This window comes from Nocardioides sp. (genome assembly GCF_035547795.1).
Lineage (GTDB): Bacteria > Actinomycetota > Actinomycetes > Propionibacteriales > Nocardioidaceae > Nocardioides.
In genome coordinates this window covers 16,281-33,289 of record NZ_DASZUF010000121.1, presented here as the reverse complement: position 1 = coordinate 33,289, position 17,009 = coordinate 16,281, and the positions used below count along the sequence as shown (strand labels likewise).

Sequence of the window (17,009 nt, the reverse complement as noted above, 5' to 3'; positions counted from 1 at the left end):
GCACCAGCGACAGCTCTCGTGCTGCCGAAGACTGTGGGTCCCGAGATGTGTGGTGCGCAGGGCCCGAGCCTCATCGATCGGCCTTCGGGTCGAGGGCGTCGCGCAGTCCGTCACCGAGCAGGTTGAACGTGACGACGATGGTCGCCAGCAGGATCGCCGGGTAGAGGAAGTAGGCGAAGTCCGAGCCGGAGAAGTTCACCGAGTCCTGGAGGATGTTGCCCAGCGTCGGCGTCGGCGGGTGGATGCCGACGCCGAGGTAGCCCAGCGCCGCCTCCGCCGAGACGTAGGCCGGCATGATCAGGGTGAACTGCACGAGCACCGGGGCCCAGAGGTTCGGCAGGATCTCCTTGAAGTAGATCCGCCGGCGCGAGGCGCCCAGCAGACGTGCGGCGTCGACGAACTCGCGCTCGCGGATCGAGAGCACCTGGCCGCGGATCAGACGCGCCACCGACGGCCAGCCGAACAGGCCGAGCACGAGGATCTCGTAGACGGCGTTCGGGAGCGGATCCGACTCGTTGCCCGGCAGGAGCTTGGCGAACAGCGCGGCGCCGGTCGCGGAGAGCGCCAGCAGCATCAGTGTCTGCGGGAACGACAGCGTCAGGTCGATGAGCCGCCCGATCGCCGAGTCGACCCAGCCGCCGGTGAAGCCGGAGATGATGCCGAGCACCACGCCGATCACCACCGCGACGATGGTCGCGGTGAGCGCGATCGTCAGGGAGAACGTCATGCCGTACCACAGCCGCGACAGGAAGTCGGTGCCGATGCGGGGCTCGACGCCCAGCAGGTGGTGCCAGCTCGTGCCGCCCCAATGCCCCTTCGGTACGCCGCCCAGCTCGATGTTGAGCAGCGACTGGTCCTGCCCGTAGGGCTTGAGCACGTGCAGCTTGACCAGGAGCGGGGCCACGATCGCGGCGACCACGTAGATCGCGACGATGATGAACGCCGCCATGGACAGCTTGTCGCGTCGGAACCGGCCGAGGGCCAGCTGGGTGGGCGACTGCCCCGCAACCGCGACCCCCTCGGAGACGATCTCCACTGGGGGCGGTTCCATCCGCTCAAGCTGGGACTCGGAGAGCGACATCTGCACCTCGTCGACGGTTTGGTCGGACATTCGTTTTCAGGCGCAGCCACGAGGTCGTCGCGACCTGCACCGCGTGCGACTCTATGCGACCTGAAGGGCGGATATGAACATCCCCCGATAACGATATGAACACGACCGGGCCACCAAGGGAGCGCCGGGAGTCCTCCGGACGTTCATCCCCGGGACGAAAGATCCTCCGTCGGCACCGCGTCCACACCGGCTTCCTTGCGCTGCGCGGCCGTGATCGGCGCGGGCGCGGCGGTGAGCGGGTCGAACCCGCCGCCCGACTTCGGGAACGCGATCACCTCGCGGATCGAGTCGGTCTTGGTCAGGTGCTGGAGCACGCGGTCCAGGCCCAGGGCGATGCCGCCGTGCGGCGGGGCGCCGTACTTGAAGGCCTCGAGAAGGAAGCCGAACTTCTCCTCCGCCTGCTCCGGGCTGATGCCCATCACCTCGAAGACGCGCTTCTGGACGTCCTCGCGGTGGATACGGATGGAGCCGCCACCGAGCTCGCTGCCGTTGCACACGATGTCGTAGGCGTAGGCCAGCGCCGCACCCGGGTCCGTGTCGAAGGTGTCCTCGAACTCCGGCTTCGGGCCGGTGAACGCGTGGTGCACAGCGGTCCAGCTGCCCGCCCCGACCGCGACGTCGCCCGAGGCGACCGCCTCCGCGGCCGGCTCGAACATCGGTGCATCGACCACCCAGGTGAAGGCGAAGGTGTCCGGGTCGAGCAGGTCGAGGCGGCGACCGATCTCCACCCGAGCGGCGCCGAGCAGAGCCCGGCTGGGCTTGGTGGCGCCGGCGGCGAAGAACGCGCAGTCCCCCGGCTTCGCGCCCAGGTAGGCGGCCAGGCCGGCCTGCTCGGACTCGGAGAGGTTCTTGGCGACCGGGCCGCCGAGGGTGCCGTCCTCGTTGAAGAGCACATAGGCCAGGCCGCGCGCGCCGCGCTGCTTGGCCCAGTCCTGCCACGCGTCGAGGACCTTGCGCGGCTGGCTCGCGCCACCGGGCATGACCACGGCCCCGACGTACTCCGCGTTGTCGGGCTGGAAGACCCGGAACGGCGTGTCCTTGAAGTAGTCGGTGCACTCGACCAGCTCGAGGCCGAAGCGCAGGTCCGGCTTGTCGGAGCCGTACTTGGCCATCGCGTCGGCGTACGTCATCCGCGGGAGCGGCGTGGCCACCTCGACCCCGATGGTGGCCCACATCGCCTTGATGACGTCCTCCATCATCTCGATGACGTCGTCTTGGTCCACGAAGCTCATCTCGATGTCGAGCTGGGTGAACTCCGGCTGCCGGTCGGCGCGGAAGTCCTCGTCGCGGTAGCAGCGGGCGATCTGGTAGTAGCGCTCCAGCCCGCCGACCATGAGCAGTTGCTTGAACAGCTGCGGGCTCTGCGGGAGGGCGTACCAGCTGCCCGGGTGCAGGCGGGCCGGCACCAGGAAGTCGCGGGCGCCCTCCGGCGTGGAGCGGGTCAGGGTGGGCGTCTCCACCTCGACGAAGTCACGGCGGCCGAGCACCTCGCGGATGGCCTGGTAGACCTTCGAGCGCAGCCGAATGGCCGCGGCCGGGCCGGAGCGGCGCAGGTCGAGGTAGCGGTACTTGAGCCGGACATCCTCGCCGACGTCGCCCGCGCCGTGTGACGCAGCGTCGTCGATCTGGAACGGCAGCGGGGCGCTGGGGTTGAGCACCTCCAGCTCGCTGACCGCCACCTCGATCTCGCCGGTGGGCAGGTTGGGGTTGACGTTGCCCTCGGAGCGGGCCACGACCTCGCCGGTCACCTTGAGGCAGTACTCGCTGCGCAGGCTGTGCGCCAGTTCCTCGTCGCGGATCACCAGCTGCACCACGCCGCTCGCCTCGCGCAGGTCGATGAAGGCCACGCCACCGTGATCGCGACGGCGCGCCACCCACCCGGCGAGGGTGACGGTCTGACCGACGTGCTCGACGCGGAGGGTCCCGGCGTCATGGGTGCGGATCACTGCAGTTCCTTACGTTGAGTAGTCAGTTTCGGCGGGTCGAGTAGTCAGTTTCGGCGGGTCGAGAGGTCAGTTCTGGCAGATCGACACCAGGTGGTCCACGACCGCATCCAGGTCTACGGCCCGCTGGTCACCGGTGTCCATCGATTTGACCTGGGCGACACCCTGCTCGAGGTCGCGCTCGCCGATGACCACGACGTACGGCGCACCGGACTTGTCGGCGGACTTCATCGCACCCTTCAGGCCGCGCTCGCCGAATGCCTGGTCGGTGCGCAGCCCAGCGGCGCGCAGCTCGGCGACGAGCAGCGCCGCCCGCTCCCGAGCGGCACCCAGCGGCACCACGAACACGTCGAGCGCCCCCTGACCACCCGGCCGGACGCCCTCGACCTGGCAGGCCAGCAGGGCCCGGTCCAGGCCGAGGCCGAAGCCGATGCCGGACAGCTCCTGGCCGCCGAGCTCGGACATCAGGCCGTCGTAGCGGCCGCCGCCGCCGAGGCCGGACTGGGCGCCGAGGCCGTCGTGGACGAACTCGAAGCAGGTCCGGGTGTAGTAGTCCAGGCCGCGCACCATCCGCGGATTGATCACGTACGGCGTGCCGTGGCCCTCCAACAGCCCTCGCACGGCGGCGAAATGCGCGGCGCAGGAGTCGCAGAGGTGGTCCAGCATCAGCGGCGCGTCCGCGAGCTGGGCCTGCACCTGTGGCCGCTTGTCGTCCAGCACCCGCAGCGGGTTGATCCGGGCGCGCTCGCGGGTGGCCTCGTCCAGGTCGAGTCCGGCCAGGAACTCGACCAGCAGCGCACGGTAGGCCGGTCGGCACTCGCGACAGCCCAAGCTGGTCAGCTCCAGGCGGTAGCCGGCCAGGCCGAGGTCGCGGTAGCCGCGGTCGGCCATCGTGATGACCTCGGCGTCCAGCGCGGGGTCGTCGGAGCCGATCGCCTCCACGCCGAACTGCTGCAGCTGCCGGTAGCGGCCCAGCTGCGGACGCTCGGCCCGGAAGAAGGGGCCGGCGTACCAGAGCTTGACGGGCAGCTGGCCGCGGTCCAGGTGATGCTCGATGACCGAACGCATCACGCCCGCGGTGCCCTCGGGGCGCAGCGTCAGGGAGCGGCCGCCGCGGTCGGTGAACGTGTACATCTCCTTCGAGACCACGTCGGTGGACTCCCCCACGCCGCGGATGTAAAGCGCGGTCTCCTCGAAGACCGGCAGCTCGATGTAGCCGTAGCCGGCCAGGGTCGCCTGCCGGGCGAGGGTGTCGCGGATGGCGAGCCAGGTCGCCGAGTCCGGCGGCAGGTACTCGGGGACGCCCTTGGGCGCCTGGATGGTGGAGCTCATGAGGTGATCAGGTCCTGGGGGCTAGTTCCATCAGGAAGGGGTTGGTGGCACGCTCGCGGCCGATGGAGGTCTGGTCGCCGTGCCCGGGCAGCACCACGATGTCGTCGGCCAGCGGCAACACCTTGGTGGCGAGGCTGCGCAGCATCGCGGCATGGTCGCCGCCGGGCAGGTCGGTGCGGCCGATGCTGCCCGCGAAGAGCAGGTCGCCGGAGAACATCAGCTCGCTGACCTCGTCGTGGTCCGGGTACGGCGTGCGGAACGTGACCGACCCCTGGGTGTGACCCGGCGTGTGGTCGACCAGGAACCGCAGGCCCGCCAGTTCGAGGCCCTGCCCGTCGGCGAGCTCCTTGACGTCGTCCGGCTCCGCCCAGTGGTGGTCGCCGCCCAGCATCGCGATCGTGTCGGGCGACATGCCGGCCATCGGGTCGGCCAGCAGGTACCGGTCGCGGGGGTGGATCCACGCGGTGGCGTCGTACGTGCCGGCGACGGGCGCCACACACCACATGTGGTCGACGTGGCCGTGCGTGACCAGGACGGCGACGGGCTTGAGCCGGTGCTCACGGACCACCTCGGCGACGCCGACGGCGGCGTCCTTGCCCGGGTCGATCACGACGCATTCGCTGCCCGGGCCGGTGGCGGCCACGTAGCAGTTGGTGCCCCACGGACCCGCGGGAAAGCCGGCGATCAACACCCGGTCACCCTATCGAGCGCTTGGGGTGCCCGCCGCATCGACGGCTCTGACTACGATGGGCACTCGCGGATCGGCCGACGAGAAGGATGACCAGTGACGAGCGAGCAGTGGGGCCGTGTCGACGACGACGGCACGGTCTATGTGCGCACCGCCGAAGGTGAGCGTGCCGTCGGACAATATCCGGAGGGCACGCCCGAGGAGGCGCTGCGGTTCTTCACCGAGCGCTACGAGGCGCTCTCCTTCGAGGTCGAGCTGCTGGAGCGCCGGGTGCGCGCCGCGAAGCTGACCCCGGAGGAGGCCACCGAGTCGGTCAAGAGCGTGCGTGCGCAGGTGGCCGAGGCCAACGCCGTCGGCGACCTGGCCGCGCTCGGCGCCCGCCTGGACGCGCTCACCCCGCTCATCGCCGCGCACCGAGAGGCCCGCAAGGCCGAGCGTGCCGCCAGGGCCGCCGAGGCGAAGACCGAGAAGGAGGCGCTGGTCAGCGAGGCCGAGCGGCTCGCGACCGGCAACGACTGGCGCAACGGCGCGAACCGGCTGCGCGAGCTTCTCGAGCAGTGGAAGGCGCTCCCCCGCATCGACCGCGCCTCCGACGACGCGCTGTGGCGCCGGTTCTCGACCGCGCGCACGGCGTACACCCGGCGCCGCAAGGCGCACTTCGCCGAGCTGAACGAGAAGCGCGAGGGCGCGCGGGCGATCAAGGAGCGGCTCGCCGCCGAGGCCGAGTCGCTGGCCTCCTCCACCGACTGGGGCGCCACCGCCGGGCGCTACCGCGAGCTGATGCGGCAGTGGAAGGCCGCCGGCCCGGCACCCAAGGAGATCGACGATGCGCTGTGGAAGCGGTTCCGCGGCGCCCAGGACGTCTTCTTCGCCGCGCGCGACGCGGAGAACGCCGCACTGGACGCGGAGTTCGCCGCCAACGCCGAGGTCAAGGAGCAGCTGTTGGTCGAGGCCGAGGCGCTGCTTCCGGTCACCGATCTGGCCGCCGCCAAGGCGGCGTTCCGTGACATCGCCGAGCGCTGGGACGCCGCCGGCAAGGTGCCGCGCGACCGGATCCGCGACCTCGAGGGCCGGATGCGCAAGGTGGAGCAGGCGATCAAGTCCGTCGAGGACGAGCAGTGGCGCCGCTCCGATCCGGAGAAGTCGGCCCGGGCCAACGACATGGTGGTCAAGCTCGAGGAGGCCATCGCCAAGCTCGAGGACGACATCGCCGCCGCCCAGGCCAAGGGCGACGCGAAGAGGGTCGCCTCGCTGCAGGAGAACCTCGAGGGCCGCAAGCAGTTCCTGGAGATGGCGCGCCGGGCGTCGGCCGACTTCAGCTGACCCTCCCCCACGTCGAGAGGTCACTTTCGGCGCGTTGAGAGGTCACTTTCGGCGCGTTGAGTGTCCACGGGTGGTGCCGATCGGGCCACTTTCCGTCCACAACGGCGGCTCCGGGCGGCGTTCTCCCAAGCCGTTGAGCGTGCCCCTCGCACGGGCGGCCGGCGGCGGCCAGCCTGGCAGACATGTCGACCCTCACGCTGCCCCTGGAACCGTTCACCGCTGCTGCGTTGCCCGATCTCGGCCTGACGCCGCGCGAGCTGAGGCGCGCGCTCGAACAGCGCCGGGTCAGACGGCTCGTCCGCGGCGTGTACGTCGATGCCGGAGTGACCGACTCGATCCAGCTGCGTGCGGCCGCCCTGCTCCTCGTCGTCAATGACACGCAGGTGATCGTCGACCGCACCGCGGCCTGGCTGCACGGCATCGACGCCTATTCCTCCGCCGAGCTCGAGGCCGGTCCGCCGGTGGAGACCTGCGCGCTCCGAGGCCATACGCGCACCCGGCTCGACGGCGTCAGGGGCCGCACGCGCGACCTGGCACCCGACGACGTCATGGTCGTGTGCGGTCTGCGCGTCACCACACCGCTGCGCACGGCACTCGACCTGGGTTGTCACCTGCGTCGACGCGAGGCGTTCGCGGTGCTGTGCGGCTTTGCGCGGGAGCACGGAACCACCACGTCGGACCTCGCCGCCACAACCGACCGCTTCCACCGCCGACGCGGCGTTCGCCAGCTGCGAGAGCTGCTTGCGGTCATTGACCCGCGCGTCGAGTCACCACGCGAGGCCTGGACCCTGCTCGCCATCCACGACGCCGGGCTGCCGTTGCCGGAGCCGCAAGTGTGGATCGAGATCGACGGCGTCCCGACGTTCCGGCTCGACTTCGCCTACCCGCAGCGCAGGATCTGCGTCGAGTACGACGGCGTCGACGCGCACGAGCGCACCGACCAGCAGCGCCGGTACGACGAGGAGCGGCGGCGATGGCTGCGCGACCACGGCTGGACGGTGATCGTGATACGACGCGGCGACTTCACCGGCGACGAGCTCGAGCGGTGGCTGGGCGAGCTGAGGGCCGCGCTCGCCTCGACGTACTCGACCCGGCGCTGGTGAAGCGGTCACTCAACCGGCCGAAAGTGACCTCTCAACCGGCCGAAAGTGACCTCTCGACGGCTATTGAGTCACCCGGTAGGCGTCGAAGACGCCGGGGACCTGGCGGACCTGCTTGAGCACCGTGTCGAGGTGCTTGGCGTCGGCCATCTCGAACGAGAACCGGCTCTTCGCGACCCGGTCGCGCGAGGTGGTCAGCTGGGCGGACAGGATGTTCACGTGGGCATCGGAGATCGCCATCGTGATGTCCGAGAGCAGCCGGGACCGGTCGAGCGCCTCCACCTGGATGTTCACCAGGAACGTCGATGACGACGTCGGGGCCCACTCCACCTCGACCAGCCGCTCCGGCTGCGCCTCCAGCGAGGCCGCGTTGGTGCAGTCGCGCCGGTGCACGGACACGCCGCCGCCCTTGGTGACGAAGCCGAGGATCGGGTCCGGCGGCACCGGGGTGCAGCACTTGGCCAGCTTGATCCACACGTCCGTGCCGCCCTTGACGATCACCCCGGCGTCGCCGCCGGCCGCGATCTTCGACCGCCGCGGGCGGGTGATCGTGACCGCCTCGGCCAGGTCCTCGGCGGCGCCCTGATCGCCGCCGTGTTCCTCGATCACGCGGCGTACGACGGCCTGCGCGGACAGATTGCCCTCGCCGACGGCGGCGTACAGGGCGGTGACGTCGGCGATGTTGAAGTGCCGTGCCGCCAGCGTCAGCGACTCGTGGGACATCAGCCGCTTGAGCGGCAGCCCCTCCTTGCGCATCAGCTTGGCGATCGCGTCCTGGCCCTTCTCGATCGCCTCCTCGCGCCGCTCCTTGGTGAACCAGGCACGGATCTTGGACCGGGCCCGGTTGGACTTGACGAACGAGAGCCAGTCCTGCGAGGGGCCGGCGGTCGGCGACTTGGAGGTGAAGACCTCCACCACGTCGCCGTTCTCCAGCGTCGACTCCAGCGGCACCAGCCGGCCGTTGACCCGCGCGCCGATCGTCCGGTGGCCGACCTCGGTGTGGACGGCGTACGCGAAGTCGACAGGCGTCGCCCCGGAGGGCAGCGCGATGACGTCGCCGCGCGGGGTGAAGACGTAGACCTCGGTGCGGTTCATCTCGAACCGCAGCGACTCCAGGAACTCGCCCGGGTCCTCGACCTCGGACTGCCAGTCGAGCAGCTGCTTGACCCAACCCATGTCGTCGGCGTCCTCGATCCGCCGATCGGTGTCGACGCCGTTGCGGCCGTCCTCCTTGTACTTCCAGTGCGCGGCGACGCCGTACTCCGCGCGACGGTGCATCGCGAACGTGCGGATCTGCATCTCCACCGGCTTGCCCTGGGGCCCGATCACGGTGGTGTGCAGCGACTGGTACATGTTGAACTTCGGCATCGCGACGTAGTCCTTGAACCGCCCGAGCACGGGGTTCCACCGCGAGTGCAGTACGCCGAGGACGCTATAGCAGTCGCGGTCCTCGGCCACCAGGATGCGGATGCCGACCAGGTCGTAGATGTCGGAGAAGTCCTTACCCCCGACGATCATCTTCTGGTAGATCGAGTAGTAGTGCTTCGGCCGACCGGTGACGGTCGCCTTGATCTTCGACTCCTTCAGGTCGTTCTCGACCTGCGTGATGACCTGCGCCAGGAACTGATCGCGGGAGGGGGCGCGCTCGGCGACCAGCCGCACGATCTCGTCGTAGATCTTCGGGTGGAGGGTGGCGAAGGCGAGATCCTCCAGCTCCCACTTGATCGTGTTCATGCCCAGCCGGTGGGCCAGCGGAGCGTAGATGTCGAGCGTCTCGCGGGCGCTGCGCTCCTGCGACTTGGCCGGCACATAGCGCAGCGTGCGCATGTTGTGCAGCCGGTCGGCGAGCTTGATGACCAGCACCCGGATGTCCTTCGACATCGCCACGATCATCTTGCGGATCGTCTCGGCCTGGGCGGAGTCGCCGTACTGGACCTTGTCCAGCTTGGTGACGCCGTCGACCATCACGGCGACCTCGTCACCGAAGTCGCGGCGCAGCTCCTCCAGCGTGTACGGCGTGTCCTCCACGGTGTCGTGCAACAGCGCCGCGACCAGGGTCGGCTCCGTCATGCCGAGCTCGGCCAGGATCGTCGTGACCGCGAGCGGGTGGGTGATGTAGGGGTCGCCGCTCTTGCGCATCTGACCCTCGTGCAGCCGCTCCGCGAGGAGGTAGGCACGCTCCAGCAGCGCCAGGTCCGCCTTCGGATGGTTCGCGCGCACCGCGCGGAACAGCGGCTCCAGCATCGGGTTGCCGGGGTTGTTCCGGGTGCCCATCCGCGCCAGCCGGGCGCGCATGCTCCGACCCGACGGCGGGGTCGGCTGCGCCTTCGGGACAGGTTCCCGCACCTGGGCCGCCCGCTGGCGCGGGGACGCGACGGTGCGTTCCTCAGTCATAGAGCGAGTCTAGTCAGACCTTCATCAGCGCGGTCAGCGGAACCTCGCCCAGGGCATCGCGTCCGGGCAGGAAGCTCAGCTCCATGAGTACGGCGACGCCTACCACCTCGGCGCCGCAGCGCCGCGCCAGCTCGATGGTCGCGCCGACGGTGCCGCCGGTGGCCAGCACGTCATCGACGATCAGCACCCGCTCGCCCGGCGCCACGGCGTCGTCGTGCAGCTCCAGGGTGGCCTCGCCGTACTCCAGGGCGTAGGAGACGGCGTGGGTGCCGCGGGGCAGCTTGCCGGCCTTGCGCACCGGCACGAAGCCGGCGCCGAGCGCTAGCGCGACCGGCGCGGCCAGGATGAAGCCGCGCGCCTCCATGCCGAGCACCTTGTCGACAACCGGCGTGCCGGACGCGTCCCGGCCGGCGGCGGCCAGCGCCGTGACGACCTCGGTGAAGCCGTCGTGGTCGGCCAGCAGCGGCGTGATGTCCTTGAAGACCACCCCCGGCTGGGGGAAGTCCTCGACGTCGACGACCAGGCGGGCCAGGGTCTCCTCGAGCACCGCGATCCCTACTTGCCGCGCTTGGAACGCGGCTGGCGGGTCGGCTGCCGGCGGCCCGACGAGCCGCTCTCGCGGACGGGTCCGCGCGCGGGCGGCGCCGTTCGGCCACGGCCCATCGCGTCGGTGTTCGGCCGGGTGCGGAAGCCGTGCGGTGCGGTCGTCTCCTCCCCCTCGCGCAGCTCGGCCGGGATGCCGTCGTCCTCGACCTCCATGCCCTCCACGAAGGCGGGCACGTTGGCGTACGGATCGGCCTGGCGAGCGCGCCTGGCGCGCCGCTCCGCGTCGAGGACCTCCTTCTCCCCCGACTTCAGCTGCACGAACAGCGGTGTGGCGATGAAGATCGAGGAGTAGGTGCCGGCGGCCATGCCGACGAACAACGCCAGCGCCAGGTCCTTGAGCGTGCTCGTGCCCAGCTGGACCGCCGAGACCCACAGGATCGCCGCCACCGGGATGAGCGCGACGATCGAGGTGTTGATCGAGCGGACCAGGGTCTGGTTGACGGCGAGGTTGGCCGCGTCGGCGTAGGAGCGCTTGGTGGCCCGCAGGTTCTTGGTGTTCTCCTTGATCTTGTCGAACACCACGACCGTGTCGTAGAGCGAGAAGCCGAGGATGGTCAGGAAGCCGGTGACGGTCGCCGGGGTGACCTCGAAGCCGGAGAGGGCGTAGACGCCGACGGTGATGACCACGTCGTGGGCCAGCGCGACCAGCGCGGCCACCGACATCTTCCACTGCCGGGTGTACATCGCGATGAACAGCATCACCGCGACCAGGAAGACCACCAGGCCCTGGATCGCCTTGGTGGCGACCTCCTTGCCCCAGCTGGCGCCGACATGGTCCTGGCTGACGTTCTTGGCCGAGACGTGGGTGGTGTCGGTGATCGCCTTGAGCACCGTGGTGTTCTCGGCCTGGCTCACCGACTTGATCTGGATGATCAGGTTGTGCGCGCCCGAGGTGGTCACGGTCGGGTCGGAGGCCGCCTTGACCCCGGACCCGCCGACCGCGGTGCGGACGCTGTCGGCGACCTTCTGGCTGGCGGTGCCCGACACCGTCACGGTGTACTGCGTGCCGCCGGTGAACTCCAGGCCCATGTTGAGGCCCTTGAGCGACAGCCCGAGGATCGCGGCGATGATGATGACGGCCGAGATGGCGTACCAGGTCCACTTGCGGCCGACGAAGTCGATCGACTTCTCGCCGGTGTAGAGGGAGTTGCCCAGACGGGTGAACTTGCTCATCAGGCACGGCCTCCGACCGTGATGCGGTCGACGCCCAGGGCCTCGGCGTCAAGGCCGGAGAGCCTGTGTCCGCGATTGAAGAACTTGTAGTGGGACAGCCACTGGATCGTCGGATGGGTGAAGAAGAAGAAGATCACCAGGTCGATCGCGGTGGACAGGCCGAGTGCGAACGCGAAGCCGCGCACGTCGCCGGCGCCGAAGATGTAGAGGATCAGCGCGGCGAGCAGCGAGACGCCGTCCGCGGCCAGGCAGGTGTTCCGGGCGCGGCGCCAGCCGGCCTCGACGGCGACTCGCATCGACTTCCCGTCGCGCATCTCGTCACGGATGCGCTCGAAGTAGACGATGAACGAGTCGGCCGTGATGCCGACCGCGACGATCAGGCCGGCGATGCCTGGCAGGTCGAGGGTGAAGTCGGCCGTCTTGCTCAACAGCAGCACCATGCCGTACACCGTCACGCCCGCCACCACCAGGGAGCCGATCACGACCAGGCCCAGACCCCGGTAGTAGAGCAGGCAGTACAGCATCACCAGCAGCAGGCCGATGCCGCCCGCCCACAGGCCGGCCGAGAGCTGGTTGCCGGCCAGCGAGGGACCGATGGTCGAGTGCGAGATGCCGTTCAACTTGTCGAAGGAGACCGGCAGCGCGCCGAACTTCAGGTTGTTCGCCAGCGCGGCCGCACTCGCCTGGGTGAAGTTCCCGCTGATCTGTGCGCTGCCATTGATCCGGCTGTCGGCCGTCGCAGCGGAGATGACATCGCCGTCGAGCACGATCGCGAACAGCTGGTTGGTGCCGGCGATGGCGCCGGTGGCGTCGGCGAACGCCTTACGACCGGCGCTGTGGAAGTCGAGCGTGACGACATAGCCGACGCCGTTCTGCGGGATCCCGGAGTTGGCGTCGCTGACCTGGGTGCCCTCGATGATCGCCGGAGAGAGCAGGTACTTCACGCCGCTGCTGTCACAGGTGACCAGCGGCTGGCTCGGGTTGTCCTCGACGTTGGCGCTGCCCTTGGCCGGGCAGGTGTAGGCGTCGAGCTTGGCGCTCCAGTCGGCCGGCGGGTTGTTCATGAACTGGACCGCCTGATCGACGCTGACGTCGCCCTTCTGGTCCGGCGAGGTGCTCGTCGACGGCGTCGCGCTCGGCGAGGCGGCCGTGGACGGAGCGGCGCTGGCCGTGGCCGACGGGCTCGCGGAGCTGCTCGGCGTACCGGCCTTGTGCTTCTTGTGCTTCTTCTTGCCCTTGGCCTGCTTGAGGTCGTAGGCCAGACCAGCGCGCGGGGCACCGCTGGCCGGGGCGCTGGCCGCACCGCTCGCCGGGGCGCTGGCGCCGCTGCTGGGCGCGGTCGACGGGAGCACCGAGCTGGTGGAGCTGGACGTGCTGCAGCTCTGCTGGCAGGCGACCAGGCGGAAGCGCAGCTGGGCGGTCTGGGAGACCTCGTTGACCAGGTCGTCGCGGCTCTGCCCGGGGATGTCGACGATGATCTCGTTGCTGCCCTGGGTGGTCACCTTGGCGGCGGTCACACCGGAGCCGTTGACGCGCTCGTCGATGATGCTCCGAGCCTGCTTCATCGCCTCGGAGGTCGGGTGGCCGTTGGCGATCATCATGATCCGGGTGCCGCCCTGGAGGTCCAGGCCGAGCTCCGGCTTCCACTTGCCGCCGAGGGCGACCAGGCCGTAGACGACCGCCAGCACCAGGAAGAACACCGCGAGGGTGCGCCCGGGCCGAGCGTTCTTGCGTGCCATGACTACTCGTTCTCCTCCGACTCGGCGCGCTCCACCGAGGTCTCCTCCGCCGGCGTCTGGGCGGCGTCAGTCGCGTCCTCGAGGTCGGTCGGGATGACCCGACCGATCGCGGCGCGGATGACCTTGATCTCGACCGAGTCGGCCACGGACACGCCGACGTGGTCGTCGGTGATCTCGGTGACGGTCCCGAAGATGCCCGACGTCAGCATCACCTTGGTGCCGACGGTCAGCGCCGACTGCATCTGCTGCGACTCGCGCTGACGCCTCATCTGGGGCCTGATCAGGAAGAACCAGAAGACCACGATGATCAGAAGGAAGGGCACAAGGCTCAGCACGACGTCTCTCAACTCCAGAGATCAGGGGAATCGACCGACCCTCGGCCAGCCGCCGCGCAAGTGTAGCCGCGGGGACTGGCAGAGGTGTCACCAACGGCACATCGGCGTCACTCGTCGAAGAGTGTTTCCCAACCGTTCGCCCCGCCCTCGGGCACGGCGAGGCCCAGGTGCGCCCATGCGGCGGGCGTCGCGACCCGGCCCCGCGGCGTCCGAGCCAGGAAGCCGTTGCGGACCAGGAACGGCTCGGCGACCTCCTCGACGGTCTCGCGCTCCTCGCCCACCGCGACGGCGAGGGTGGAGATGCCGACCGGTCCCCCGCCGAAGCGGCGGCAGAGCGCGTCGAGCACGGCCCGGTCGAGCCGGTCGAGGCCGAGCGGGTCGACCTCGTAGAGCTCCAACGCGCGGCGGGCGACATCGAGCGTGACCACGCCGTCGGCGCGCACCTGGGCGTAGTCGCGCACCCGACGCAGCAGTCGGTTGGCGATGCGCGGCGTACCGCGCGAGCGGGAGGCGATCTCGGCCGAGCCCTCGCCGGTCAGCTCGACGCCCAGCAGGCCGGCGGAGCGGCGCACGATGTGGTCCAGCTCGTCGGGCTCGTAGAACTCCAGGTGGCCGGTGAACCCGAACCTGTCCCGCAGCGGCCCCGGCAGCAGCCCCGCCCGGGTGGTCGCCCCGACCAGGGTGAACGGCGGCAGCTCCAGCGGGATGGCCGTCGCGCCGGGGCCCTTGCCGATCACGACGTCGACACGGAAGTCCTCCATCGCCAGGTAGAGCATCTCCTCGGCCGGGCGCGACATCCGATGCACCTCGTCGACGAACAGTACGTCGCCCTCGTTGAGACCGCTCAGGATCGAGGCGAGGTCGCCGGCGTGGGTGATCGCGGGGCCGCTGGTGAGCCGCAACGGCGTCCCCATCTCGGCCGCGATGATCATCGCCAGGGTCGTCTTGCCCAGCCCCGGTGGACCGCTGAGCAGCACGTGGTCGGGCGTCCTGCCCCGCTGCTTGGCCGCCTCCAGCACCAGTCCCAGCTGGGCGCGGACCCGGGCCTGACCGACCACCTCGTCGAGGCTGCGCGGGCGCAATGCCGCCTCGATGGCACGCTCGTCCTCCCCCGCTCCCGACAGAGCCTCGGCCGCCGTCAACCGGCCCAGGTGGGCGGACTCGACGGCGTCCAACTCGTCCTCGTGGAAGGGCATGCTCAGGCCTTCGACAGGGTGCGGAGGGCCGCGCGCAGCAGGGCGCCGACGTCGGGCTGGTCCCCCTCGACCTGGGCCGCTACCGCCTCGACGGCCTTCTCGGCCTCCTTGGCCGGATAGCCCAGGCCCATCAGGCCCTGGGTGACCTGGTCGCGCCACGGCGCCGCCACGGCGACCGCCGTCGGCACGGCCCCACCGCGGGTGGGCGCGCCGATCCGGTCCTTGAGCTCCAAGATCACCCGCTGGGCTCCCTTTTGCCCGATGCCCGGCACCCGGGTCAGGGTCTTCACGTCATCGCCGGCGATGGCGGTGCGCAGCCCGTCGGGAGACAGTACGGCGAGCATCGCCTGGGCCAGCTTGGGCCCGACGCCGGACGCGGTCTGCAGCAGCTCGAACATCTGCTTCTCGTCCTCGTCGGCGAAGCCGAACAGGGTCAGGCTGTCCTCCCGGACCACCATGCTGGTGGGTAGCGTGGCCTCGGCACCGGTGCGCAGCGTGGCCAGGGTGGCCGGGGTGCACATGAGCTCCAGGCCGATCCCACCCGAGCCGCCGACCTCGACCACGGCGCTGGCCAGCGTCACCGCCGCCACCCTGCCCCTGACGAACGCGATCATCGTGTCCTCCCCGCCAGCGCCGTCCGGGCGCGGGCCTGCTGGATCCGGGCCTGCTGGATCTGCGCGTTGATCCGCGCCTGGGCGCCACCGCGCCAGATGTGCGTGATGGCCAGTGCCAGCGCGTCCGCGGCATCGGCCGGCTTCGGCGGGGCGGGCAACCTCAGGATCCGAGTCACCATCGCCGTCACCTGAGCCTTGTCGGCGCGGCCGTTGCCGCTGACCGCCGCCTTCACCTCACTCGGGGTGTGCAGCGCCACCGGGATGCCGCGACGGGCGGCGCAGACCATCGCCAGGCCGCTGGCCTGCGCCGTACCCATGATCGTGGAGACGTCCGAGCGGGCGAAGATCCGCTCGATGCTCACCGCGTCCGGGCGGTGCTCGTCGATCCAGGCGTCGATGCCCTTCTCGATGGTGACCAGCCGCTCCCAGACCGGCAGCGTCGAGGTGGTGCGCACCACGCCCACGTCGACCATGCCCAACTGACGGCCGACGTCGCCCTCGACCACGCCCAGACCGCAGCGGGTCAGGCCGGGGTCGATCCCGAGGACCCTCATGACCGCCTCATCGAACACACGTTCGCAAGACTAGCCGGAGGGCGCGGGGCTTCGGCGCAGACACGCGGGCCCCGGGAAAACGCCGCGAACTACCGCGAACTACTCCGCGTCGAGCTCCTCGAGCACCTCGTCGGGGATGTCGGCGTTGGAGAAGACGTTCTGTACGTCGTCCAGGTCGTCGATCGCGTCGACCAGCCGCATCACCTTGCCGGCGGTGGCGGCGTCGGCGACCGGGATCTCCAGGCTCGCCACGAACTCCACGTCGGCGGACTCGTAGTCGATGCCGGCGTCCTGCAGCGCGGAGCGGACCGTGACCACGTCGCTCGCCTCGGCGATGACCTGCCAGGCCTCACCCAGGTCGTTGACCTCCTCGGCACCGGCGTCGAGGGTCGCCTCCAGGACGGTGTCCTCGTCGACGTCCTTGCCGTCCTGGGCCTTGTTCAGCACCACCACGCCCTTGCGGTTGAACAGCCGCGAGACCGAGCCGGGGTCGGCCATGGTGCCGCCGTTGCGGGTGACGGCCGTGCGGACCTCCATCGCGGCCCGGTTCTTGTTGTCGGTGAGGCACTCGACCAGCAGCGCGACGCCGCTGGGGCCGTAGACCTCGTACATGATCGTGGTGTAGTCCACGCCGGCGCCGTCGAGGCCGCCGCCGCGCTTGACTGCCCGGTCGATGTTGTCGTTGGGGACCGACTGCTTCTTGGCCTTCTGGATGGCGTCGTAGAGCGTGGGGTTGCCGGCAGGGTCGGGGCCACCCATCTTCGCCGCGATCTCGATGTTCTTGATGAGCTTGGCGAAGAGCTTGCCGCGCTTGGCGTCGATCGCGGCCTTCTTGTGCTTCGTGGTTGCCCATTTGGAGTGGCCAGACATACGTCCCTACCTACACGTTCTGTTGGGGTTC

15 protein-coding genes are annotated in these 17,009 nt (G+C 70.0%); 2 read left to right on the top strand and 13 right to left on the bottom strand.

Annotated elements, in window-relative coordinates:
- Positions 1 to 70: 70 nt before the first annotated feature.
- The 4 genes from VHA72_RS08320 to VHA72_RS08305 all read right to left on the bottom strand — a co-directional run bounded on the left by VHA72_RS08320 (position 71) and on the right by VHA72_RS08305 (position 5,077).
- Positions 71 to 1,051: an ABC transporter permease gene (locus tag VHA72_RS08320; RefSeq protein ID WP_325574133.1), complete on the bottom strand. Its 981-nt coding sequence runs from the start codon at positions 1,049 to 1,051 to the stop codon at positions 71 to 73.
- A 203-nt stretch (positions 1,052 to 1,254) separates the two neighbouring features.
- The gene (aspS, locus tag VHA72_RS08315) at positions 1,255 to 3,057 is read right to left on the bottom strand and encodes an aspartate--tRNA ligase (protein WP_325574131.1); all 1,803 of its coding nucleotides are present in this window, start codon (positions 3,055 to 3,057) and stop codon (positions 1,255 to 1,257) included.
- A gap of 66 nt (positions 3,058 to 3,123) precedes the next feature.
- The gene (gene hisS, locus VHA72_RS08310) at positions 3,124 to 4,386 is read right to left on the bottom strand and encodes a histidine--tRNA ligase (RefSeq protein WP_325574129.1); all 1,263 of its coding nucleotides are present in this window, start codon (positions 4,384 to 4,386) and stop codon (positions 3,124 to 3,126) included.
- Between the two features lie 7 nt (positions 4,387 to 4,393).
- Positions 4,394 to 5,077: an MBL fold metallo-hydrolase gene (locus VHA72_RS08305; RefSeq protein WP_325574127.1), complete on the bottom strand. Its 684-nt coding sequence runs from the start codon at positions 5,075 to 5,077 to the stop codon at positions 4,394 to 4,396.
- Between the two features lie 93 nt (positions 5,078 to 5,170).
- Between VHA72_RS08305 and VHA72_RS08300 the strand changes: the two genes are divergently transcribed.
- Entirely contained in the window at positions 5,171 to 6,397 is a 1,227-nt protein-coding gene (locus VHA72_RS08300; RefSeq protein ID WP_325574126.1) for a DUF349 domain-containing protein, read from the top strand.
- Between the two features lie 182 nt (positions 6,398 to 6,579).
- Entirely contained in the window at positions 6,580 to 7,500 is a 921-nt protein-coding gene (locus VHA72_RS08295) for an endonuclease domain-containing protein (protein ID WP_325574124.1), read from the top strand.
- Between the two features lie 60 nt (positions 7,501 to 7,560).
- Here VHA72_RS08295 and VHA72_RS08290 read toward each other — a convergent pair whose 3' ends face one another.
- The 9 genes from VHA72_RS08290 to VHA72_RS08250 form a co-directional block, all read right to left on the bottom strand.
- Positions 7,561 to 9,891, bottom strand: a complete 2,331-nt coding sequence (locus tag VHA72_RS08290; RefSeq protein WP_414689774.1) for a RelA/SpoT family protein — start codon at positions 9,889 to 9,891, stop codon at positions 7,561 to 7,563.
- Positions 9,892 to 9,904: 13 nt separating this feature from the next.
- Complete coding sequence (locus VHA72_RS08285) at positions 9,905 to 10,444, bottom strand: adenine phosphoribosyltransferase (RefSeq protein ID WP_325574153.1); 540 nt, start codon at positions 10,442 to 10,444, stop codon at positions 9,905 to 9,907.
- 2 nt (positions 10,445 to 10,446) lie between these two features.
- Positions 10,447 to 11,670 carry a protein translocase subunit SecF gene (gene secF / locus VHA72_RS08280; RefSeq protein ID WP_325574122.1) on the bottom strand — a complete coding sequence of 408 codons (1,224 nt, stop codon included), beginning with the start codon at positions 11,668 to 11,670 and terminating at the stop codon, positions 10,447 to 10,449.
- On the bottom strand, positions 11,670 to 13,409 hold the full coding sequence (gene secD / locus VHA72_RS08275; RefSeq protein ID WP_325574120.1) for a protein translocase subunit SecD: 1,740 nt from the start codon (positions 13,407 to 13,409) through the stop codon (positions 11,670 to 11,672). Before secD ends, secF begins: the two co-directional genes overlap by 1 nt.
- A 2-nt stretch (positions 13,410 to 13,411) precedes the next feature.
- Positions 13,412 to 13,732 carry a preprotein translocase subunit YajC gene (gene yajC, locus VHA72_RS08270; protein ID WP_325574118.1) on the bottom strand — a complete coding sequence of 107 codons (321 nt, stop codon included), beginning with the start codon at positions 13,730 to 13,732 and terminating at the stop codon, positions 13,412 to 13,414.
- A gap of 119 nt (positions 13,733 to 13,851) precedes the next feature.
- Positions 13,852 to 14,940, bottom strand: a complete 1,089-nt coding sequence (gene ruvB, locus VHA72_RS08265; RefSeq protein WP_325574117.1) for a Holliday junction branch migration DNA helicase RuvB — start codon at positions 14,938 to 14,940, stop codon at positions 13,852 to 13,854.
- Positions 14,941 to 14,942: 2 nt separating this feature from the next.
- The gene (gene ruvA, locus VHA72_RS08260) at positions 14,943 to 15,554 is read right to left on the bottom strand and encodes a Holliday junction branch migration protein RuvA (RefSeq protein WP_325574116.1); all 612 of its coding nucleotides are present in this window, start codon (positions 15,552 to 15,554) and stop codon (positions 14,943 to 14,945) included.
- Positions 15,551 to 16,108, bottom strand: coding sequence for a crossover junction endodeoxyribonuclease RuvC (ruvC, locus tag VHA72_RS08255; RefSeq protein WP_325574114.1), 558 nt, complete (start codon positions 16,106 to 16,108; stop codon positions 15,551 to 15,553). The genes ruvA and ruvC overlap by 4 nt, the downstream gene beginning before the upstream one ends.
- 99 nt (positions 16,109 to 16,207) lie before the next feature.
- On the bottom strand, positions 16,208 to 16,978 hold the full coding sequence (locus tag VHA72_RS08250) for a YebC/PmpR family DNA-binding transcriptional regulator (protein WP_325574112.1): 771 nt from the start codon (positions 16,976 to 16,978) through the stop codon (positions 16,208 to 16,210).
- Positions 16,979 to 17,009: the final 31 nt, after the last annotated feature.

Excerpts from the sequence above, each read along its gene's own strand:
- ruvB (WP_325574117.1), bottom strand. The coding sequence starts at position 14,940 with ATGCCCTTCCACGAGGACGAGTTGGACGCCGTCGAGTCCGCCCACCTG.
- ruvC (WP_325574114.1), bottom strand. The coding sequence starts at position 16,108 with ATGAGGGTCCTCGGGATCGACCCCGGCCTGACCCGCTGCGGTCTGGGC.
- ruvA (WP_325574116.1), bottom strand. The coding sequence starts at position 15,554 with ATGATCGCGTTCGTCAGGGGCAGGGTGGCGGCGGTGACGCTGGCCAGC.
- VHA72_RS08290 (WP_414689774.1), bottom strand. The coding sequence starts at position 9,891 with ATGACTGAGGAACGCACCGTCGCGTCCCCGCGCCAGCGGGCGGCCCAG.
- VHA72_RS08320 (WP_325574133.1), bottom strand. The coding sequence starts at position 1,051 with ATGGAACCGCCCCCAGTGGAGATCGTCTCCGAGGGGGTCGCGGTTGCG.
- hisS (WP_325574129.1), bottom strand. The coding sequence starts at position 4,386 with ATGAGCTCCACCATCCAGGCGCCCAAGGGCGTCCCCGAGTACCTGCCG.
- VHA72_RS08250 (WP_325574112.1), bottom strand. The coding sequence starts at position 16,978 with ATGTCTGGCCACTCCAAATGGGCAACCACGAAGCACAAGAAGGCCGCG.
- VHA72_RS08295 (WP_325574124.1), top strand. The coding sequence starts at position 6,580 with ATGTCGACCCTCACGCTGCCCCTGGAACCGTTCACCGCTGCTGCGTTG.
- secF (WP_325574122.1), bottom strand. The coding sequence starts at position 11,670 with ATGAGCAAGTTCACCCGTCTGGGCAACTCCCTCTACACCGGCGAGAAG.
- secD (WP_325574120.1), bottom strand. The coding sequence starts at position 13,409 with ATGGCACGCAAGAACGCTCGGCCCGGGCGCACCCTCGCGGTGTTCTTC.